Here is a 6891-nt window from a genome sequence, read left to right on the forward strand (position 1 = left end):
CCCGCACCCCGGACGGGGGCGGGCCGCTGCCGTGCGCGCCGCGAGCGGCGTCAGCGCAGCTGCTGCACCACGAACCAGATCACGGGTCCGGCGACCAGCAGCAGCAGCGCCCACCGGCGCAGCCGCACCTCGAACGTCGCCGGGTTCAGCCGCCGTCCCTCCTTCGGCCGGGACGCGGCGATCTCGTCCTTGAGGGGCTGCGAGGAGGACTCCTGCGGGTCCTCGGGACCGCTGCCGGTGCGGGACACCGAGGTCACCGCCACTTCGTCGTCATGATCAGCCCCACCATCATCAGGGCCAGGCCCACCCCGATGTTCCACGTGCCGATCCCCGGCACGGGGTAGGTGCCCTGGAACAGGTAGTAGACGATGAGCCACAGCAGCCCGACCACCAGCAGGCCCAGCATGATGGCCTTGTACCAGGTGGGCGTGGGGGCGTGCGTCTCCGGGGAGCCGTGCCGGGAGCGCTCGGTGAGCTCCTGCGCCACCGCGTTCGCCGCGGCCTCCGGGTCGAAGGCGGTGGAGCCGCCGGGCAGCCCCTCCGCCGCCAGCCGCGCCAGTTCCGCGTCGACGGGCGGGGCGGCGGCCGGTGCCGGCCGGCCGGAGCCGCTCGGGCGGCGGGCCGGCTTCTTGCGGCGATTCTTCGACTCGGGCACTGATCCTCCTGGTCACCAAGCGGGCCGTCTGCACGGCGGGGGTCCGGTCCACCAGTCTAGCGGCCCGGTGCGGGCCTTCCCGCGGACGCGTAAGCTGGACGGGCGCACGCGCCGAGAGGCACCCCACTCCCAGGAGAACCTGTGACCGTCAAGATCCTCGTCGTGGACAACTACGACAGCTTCGTCTACACCCTCGTCGGCTACCTCGAGCAGCTCGGTGCCGAGACCACGGTCATCCGCAACGACGACCTCGACGAGGCCGCCGCGTGCGCGCTCGCCGACGGGCACCAGGGCGTTCTGCTCTCGCCCGGGCCGGGCGCCCCCGCCGACGCGGGGGTGTGCACCGCGCTGATCCGCCACGCCGAGCAGACGCAGCAGCCGCTGCTCGGCGTCTGCCTCGGCCACCAGGCCCTCGCCGAGGCGTACGGAGGCACCGTCACCCACGCCGAGGAGCTCATGCACGGGAAGACCTCGCAGGTGGAGCACAACGGCACGAGCGTGTTCGGGTCGGTGCCCAGCCCGTTCACGGCGACCCGCTACCACTCGCTCGCCGTGGTGGACCGGTCCGTGCCCGACGTCCTCGAGGTCACCGCGCGCACTCCGAACGGGGTGATCATGGGGCTGCGGCACAAGAGCGCCCCGCTGCACGGGCTGCAGTTCCACCCCGAGTCGGTCCTCACCGAGGGCGGCTACCTCATGCTCGGCAACTGGCTCGAGCTCGTGGGCCTCAAGGGAGCGGCGCGCGCCGCGGCGTCGCTGTCCCCGCTGATCACCGCCTGATCGCGGGCCGGCCCCGGGTCACCCGTCCTCGCGGGCCCGCTCACCGGCCCGCTCCGCGGCCTCCCGGGCACGCTCGTCCGCCCGTTCCTCGGCCTCGCGGGCACGCTCGTCGGCGCGCTCCTCGGCCTCGGCCCGGTCCTCCTCCTCGTTCCCGCCGTCCGGCTCCTCGCCGGTCTCCCCGGCGGGCTCCTCCGTGGGCCCGGCCGTCTCCCCGGCGTCCTCCTCCGGCTCCGCCGTCTCCTCCGGGGACGGCGACGGGCGGGGTGCGGGGAGCGGCTCCGGGGCCGGCTCGGGCTCCGGGGCCACGGCCACCGTGAGCGTGACCGTCGAGCCCTGCGGGGCGGTCTCGCCGGCACCGACGCTCTGGTCCACGACCTGCCCGGCCGGCACCCCGGCCCGGGGGGTGGTGACGACCTCGGCCGAGAGCCGGACCCCGTCCGCGCCGAGCGCGGCGACCGCCTCCTGCCGGCTCAGACCCACGAGCTGGGGCACGGTCACCCGTCCCGTGGACAGCACGAGCCGGACCTCCGAGCCGCTCGGCACGGTGGTCCCGCCCGGCGGATCGGTGGCGACCAGCATTCCCTCGGGCACCCACGAGCTGTTCGCCGTGCGGGTGGCCCCTGGCTCGAGCCCGGCCGCCTCCAGGGCGTCCCGCGCGTCCTCCTCGGAGCGGCCCGCGAGGTCTCCGGGGACCTCCACCTCGGAGGGACCCCGCGAGACGTCGAGGACCACGGTGGAGCCCGCCTCGACCTGCGTGTCGGCCGCGGGGTCGGTGCCCACGACGTCGCCCTCGGGCACCTCGTCGTCGTAGACCTCCTCGCGCTGCGGCACGAGGTCCGCGTTGCGCAGCACGGTCTCGGCGACCGACGCGTCCATCCCCGCCACGTACGGGACGGCGACCAGCGCCGGTCCGCCGCGCTGGTCCTGGACCCACTGGAGGGCCACGAGCCCCAGGACCGCGAGCACGGCCAGGGCGAGCAGCGCGAGCACCGCCGCGCGCACCGGGTGCCGCCGGCGGCGCCCCGCGGGGATCGAGCCGCTCTCCGCGGCGGCGGCCGGTGCCGCGGCGACCGCGGTCCCCGCCGCCGGGACCTGAGCCGCAGCAGGCACGGGCACGGGCGGGAGGGTCTTCGTGTCCTCGTCGCGCGGCCGCACCGCGTGCAGGGGCTGGGTGGCGTCCAGGTCCGCCGGCACGTCGGGGCGCAGCTCGCGCAGCGCCCGGCGCATCTGCCCGGCGTCCTGGAAGCGGGCGGCCCGGTCCTTGGCCAGGGCCTTGGCCAGGAAGTCGTCGACGCGCCCGCCCAGCCGGGGGTCCAGCTCGGAGGGCGGCGGGGGACGGTCCCGGACGTGCTGGGCCGCGATGTCCACCGAGGAGCCGCCCACGAAGGGCGCCCGTCCCGTGAGCATCTCGAAGAGCACGCACGCGGCGGAGTAGAGGTCGGAGCGGGCGTCCACGGACTCGCCCCGGGCCTGCTCCGGGGACAGGTACTGCGCGGTGCCGAGGACGGCCTGGGCCTGCGTCAGCGCCGGCGAGGTGTCCTCCACGGCCCGGGCGATGCCGAAGTCCATGACCTTGATCTGCCGCTCCGGGGTCACGATCACGTTGGCGGGCTTGATGTCCCGGTGGACGATGCCCGCCCGGTGGCTGTACTCCAGGGCGTCGAGGATGCCCAGGGTGACGTCCACGGCCTCCTGCGGTGTCACGGCGTTCTCGTGGATCAGCTCGCGCAGGGTCCGCCCGGGCACGTACTCCATCACGATGTACGGCCGGTCCACGCCCTCGTCGGTCGCCGCGAGGATCTCTCCGGTGTCGTAGACCGAGACGATCGAGTGGTGGTTCAGGGCCGCGACGGACTGCGCCTCGCGCTTGAACCGTTCGTGGAAGGTGCCGTCCCGGGCCAGCTCCGGGCGCAGCACCTTGATGGCCACCCGCCGGCCCAGCCGCAGGTCCCGGCCGAGGTGGACCGTCGCCATCCCGCCGCGGCCGATGGTCTCGCCCACCTCGTAGCGGTCGTTGATCAGGGAGGGGACGGGGTTCCGGCCCGGCACGGCTCAGTCCTCCTGGCCGGGCCCGGTCGGTGTCGCGGCGGGCGAGGGCGATCCGGTGGCGGGGGCGGAGTCGGTCTCGGGCGCCGCGGCGACCCACATCTCGATGGTGTCGCCGGGGCGCACGGTGGAGCCGCCCAGCGGCTGGGTGCGCAGCACGGTCCCGGGCTCGGCGTCCTCCGTGGTCTCGTCGTAGCGGATGATGTTCACGCCCAGGAGCCGGATCTCGTCGATCAGCGGGTCGGCGTCCCGGCCGACCATCCCGGAGGGGAGCTCCACGGTGTCCGGGCCCGTCGAGAAGACCACCGTGATGGTGGTGCTCCGGGCCACCTGGCCCACGGGGTTCAGGGACAGGACGGTGTTCTCCTCCTCGTCCGCGGTGCGACCCTCCCGCTCCACGGGGAAGCCCAGGTCGGAGAGCTCCTGCACCACCTCGTCCACCGGCCGGCCCTCGTAGCGGGCGGCGAGGACCTCGACGGTGTCCGCGCCGGGCTGCTCCGCCGCCGGGGGCGTCGGCTCGCCGGCCACCGTCGAGGTGGAGACGGTGCCCGTGGGGGAGGGCTCCTGGCTCACGGGCGCCGGCTCGCGCAGCAGGAAGAACCACAGCAGCCCCGCCACGAGGAGCAGCACCAGGAGCACCGGCAGCAGCCAGGCCCACACCGAGCGGCGCTCCCGGCGCTCCTCGGGACGGACCGGACCGGTGCCGGGGTCGTCCCCGGGACCCTCCGGGCCGTCGACGACGTCCAGCTCGGCGGTGATGGGCCGGGGTTCTCCGGCGGCCCCGGCGGCGGCGGCACCGGTCGCCGCGGCGGCCGCGGTGCGGTCCCGGTCCAGCACCTGCGTCGGCTCGTCGCGCACGGGCTCGAACGCCTGGGTGGCGTCGTCGTCGGGCAGGTCGAGGAAGGGGCGCATCCCAGGGACGGCCGCGACCGCCGCGTCCTCGTCCCCGCGGCGGATGGCGTCCACGGCGGTGGCCAGGGCGCCGGCCGTGGCCGGGCGGTCCTTGGGGTCCTTCGCCAGCATCGACATCAGCAGAGCCCGCACGGTCTCGGGCACGCTGTCCTTCAGCGGCGGCGGCGGGTCGTTGACCTGCGCGAGGGCGATCGCGATCTGCGACTCCCCGGTGAACGGGCGGCGGCCGGCCAGGCACTCGTAGCCGATGATGCCCAGCGAGTAGATGTCCGAGGACCCCGTGGCGGTCTGCCCCGTGGCCTGCTCCGGGGCGAGGTACTGGGCGGTGCCCATGACCTGCCCGGTGGCCGTGAGCGGCACCTGGTCCGCGAGGCGGGCGATGCCGAAGTCCGTGACCTTCACCCGGTTGTCCGGGGTGATGATGAGGTTGCCGGGCTTCACGTCGCGGTGCACCAGGCCCTGGGCGTGCGCGGCGGCCAGCGCCCGGGCCGTCTGCCCGATGTAGTTGAGCACGGTGTCCGGGGCGAGCGTCTTCTGCCGCTCGATGATGTTGGACAGCGGCTCGCCCGGGACCAGCTCCATCACGAGGAAGGCGGAGCCCTCCTCCTCGCCGTAGTCGAAGACGTTGGCGACACCGGGGTGGTTCAGGAGCGCGGTGTGCCGGGCCTCCGCCCGGAAGCGCTGCAGGAAGTTCGGGTCCCCGGTGTACTCCTCCTTGAGGATCTTCACGGCCACGATCCGGCCCAGGACCCGGTCCTTGGCCTTCCACACCTCGCCCATGCCGCCGATCGCGATCCGATCGGTCAGCGCGTAGCGGCCGCCCAGGACGGTGCTCGACGATGGTCTCACTTGTTCAACACCGCCTCGAAGAGTCGCTTGGCACCCGGACTGGTCAGCGAGGCGCCCGTCGCCACGTCCACGTCCTCGAAGACGACGGCGAGGGCCACCTGGGGGTCGTCGGCCGGGGCGAAGCCCGTGAACCAGGCGTCGTTGAGTCCCTCGTCCGAGCCGATCTCGGCGGTGCCCGTCTTCCCGGCGACCTCGACCCCGGGCACGGCGGCGCCACGGGCGATGCCGTCCTGGACGACCTGGACCATGAGGTCCGAGACGGTCCGTGCGACGTCCGCGCTCGTGGAGCGGCGCAGCTGCTCCGGGTTGAGCTCCTCGATGACGGACAGGTCCGCGGAGCGCACGGTGCGCACGAGCTGGGGCTTCATCTGCACGCCGTTGTTGGCGATCGTGGCGCTCATCATGGCCACCTGCAGGGGTGTGGTGCGCACGTCGTACTGGCCGATCGAGGACAGCGCGAGCTGGGCCTCGTTGAGCTCCTCGGGGAACACCGACGGGGTCACCTGGAGCGGCACCGAGAGGGGCTCCCCGTAGCCGAAGTTCCGGGCGGTCTCCCGGATGGCGTCCTCCCCGAGGTCCAGGGCGATGGAGGCGAAGGGCGTGTTGCAGGACTGCTCGAGCGCGAACTCCAGGTCCGCCTCCGTGCGGGCGGTGCACCCGCCGCCCACGTAGTTGGGCAGGGTCACGTCGGTGGCGGGCAGGGGCAGCTCCTGGGGGTTCGGGATCAGCGTCTCCGTGGTGTAGTCCCCGGACTCGAGGGCGGCCACGGTGTCGATGATCTTGAACGTCGAGGCGGGGGCGTAGAGGTCACCGGCGACGGCCCGGTTCACGAGGGGCTCGTCGGGGTCCGCGTTGAGCCGCTCCGCGGCGGCGATCACGGAGCCCGAGTCGTGCGAGGCCAGCTCGTTGGGGTCGTAGCCGGGGCTCGAGACCATGGCGAGGATCGCGCCCGTCTGCGGGTCGAGCGCCACGACCGAGCCCTTCCGCCCCTCGAGCAGGTCGGCGGCGGTCTGCTGCAGCACCGGGTCGATGGTGAGCTCCACCGACGCGCCCGTGGGCTGGTTGCCGGAGAACATCGAGACCACCCGGTCGTAGAACTGCTCGTCGGAAGCGCCGGAGAGCTCCTCCCCGAGGGCCGCCTCGAGACCCGTGGCCCCGTAGACGAGGGAGAAGTAGCCGGTCAGGTGCCCGTAGACCAGCGGATCGGAGTAGACGCGCTGGTACTCGAAGTCGTCCTCCGAGGGCACCGAGGACGCCTTCGGGTCCCCGTCCACGAGGATCGCCCCGCGGTCCGCGCCGAACTGGTCGTAGAGGCTGCGGTTGTTCCACGGGTGCGCCTCCAGCGTGCGCGCCGCGACGAACTGCACGTAGGTCAGCGCGAGGAGCAGCACGGTGAAGATCGCCACGCCGGCCACCCAGGTGTGTCGGATCGCCCGGTTCACGATGCTCCTCCGTTCTCGGTGCTCCGGGACCCGCCGGGGCCCCTGCGGTCCTTGTCGGTGAGGCGGGACATCGCCTCGGTGGGGGTGCCGCCGTGGTGGTCCGCGTCCTCGGCGTCCCGGTGGCCGCCGGGACCGGCGGCGGCGATCGGCTCGGTGGCGGCGGTGTCGGCGGGCACCTCCGGACCGCGGGCCGTGTCGGGGGAGGGC

General features: G+C 74.2%; 6 protein-coding genes and 1 pseudogene. 1 reads left to right on the forward strand and 6 read right to left on the reverse strand.

Annotated elements, in window-relative coordinates:
* Positions 1–50: 50 nt before the first annotated feature.
* Positions 51–257, reverse strand: coding sequence for a hypothetical protein (locus ACFU0Y_RS16040; protein WP_380215609.1), 207 nt, complete (start codon positions 255–257; stop codon positions 51–53).
* On the reverse strand, positions 254–655 hold the full coding sequence (locus tag ACFU0Y_RS16045; protein WP_380215611.1) for a cell division protein CrgA: 402 nt from the start codon (positions 653–655) through the stop codon (positions 254–256). Before ACFU0Y_RS16045 ends, ACFU0Y_RS16040 begins: the two co-directional genes overlap by 4 nt.
* Positions 656–796: 141 nt before the next feature.
* Here ACFU0Y_RS16045 and ACFU0Y_RS16050 point away from each other — a divergent pair, with 141 nt between their 5' ends.
* Complete coding sequence (locus tag ACFU0Y_RS16050) at positions 797–1435, forward strand: anthranilate synthase component II (protein WP_380215613.1); 639 nt, start codon at positions 797–799, stop codon at positions 1433–1435.
* A gap of 18 nt (positions 1436–1453) precedes the next feature.
* On the opposite strand, the gene pknB is transcribed toward ACFU0Y_RS16050, so the two are convergent.
* The 4 genes and pseudogenes from pknB to ACFU0Y_RS16070 all read right to left on the reverse strand — a co-directional run.
* Positions 1454–3484: a Stk1 family PASTA domain-containing Ser/Thr kinase gene (gene pknB / locus ACFU0Y_RS16055; RefSeq protein ID WP_380215615.1), complete on the reverse strand. Its 2031-nt coding sequence runs from the start codon at positions 3482–3484 to the stop codon at positions 1454–1456.
* Positions 3485–3487: 3 nt separating this feature from the next.
* Positions 3488–5242 (reverse strand): protein kinase, encoded by a 1755-nt coding sequence (locus tag ACFU0Y_RS16060; protein ID WP_380215617.1) that lies wholly within the window; start codon positions 5240–5242, stop codon positions 3488–3490.
* The gene (locus ACFU0Y_RS16065; RefSeq protein ID WP_380215619.1) at positions 5239–6684 is read right to left on the reverse strand and encodes a peptidoglycan D,D-transpeptidase FtsI family protein; all 1446 of its coding nucleotides are present in this window, start codon (positions 6682–6684) and stop codon (positions 5239–5241) included. The genes ACFU0Y_RS16060 and ACFU0Y_RS16065 overlap by 4 nt, the downstream gene beginning before the upstream one ends.
* Positions 6681–6891: pseudogene (locus ACFU0Y_RS16070) on the reverse strand (FtsW/RodA/SpoVE family cell cycle protein); the annotation flags it as partial. The pseudogene ACFU0Y_RS16070 and the gene ACFU0Y_RS16065, both read right to left, overlap by 4 nt.

This window comes from Kocuria sp. NPDC057446 (assembly GCF_042802875.1).
In the GTDB taxonomy this organism is placed as follows: Bacteria; Actinomycetota; Actinomycetes; order Actinomycetales; family Micrococcaceae; genus Kocuria.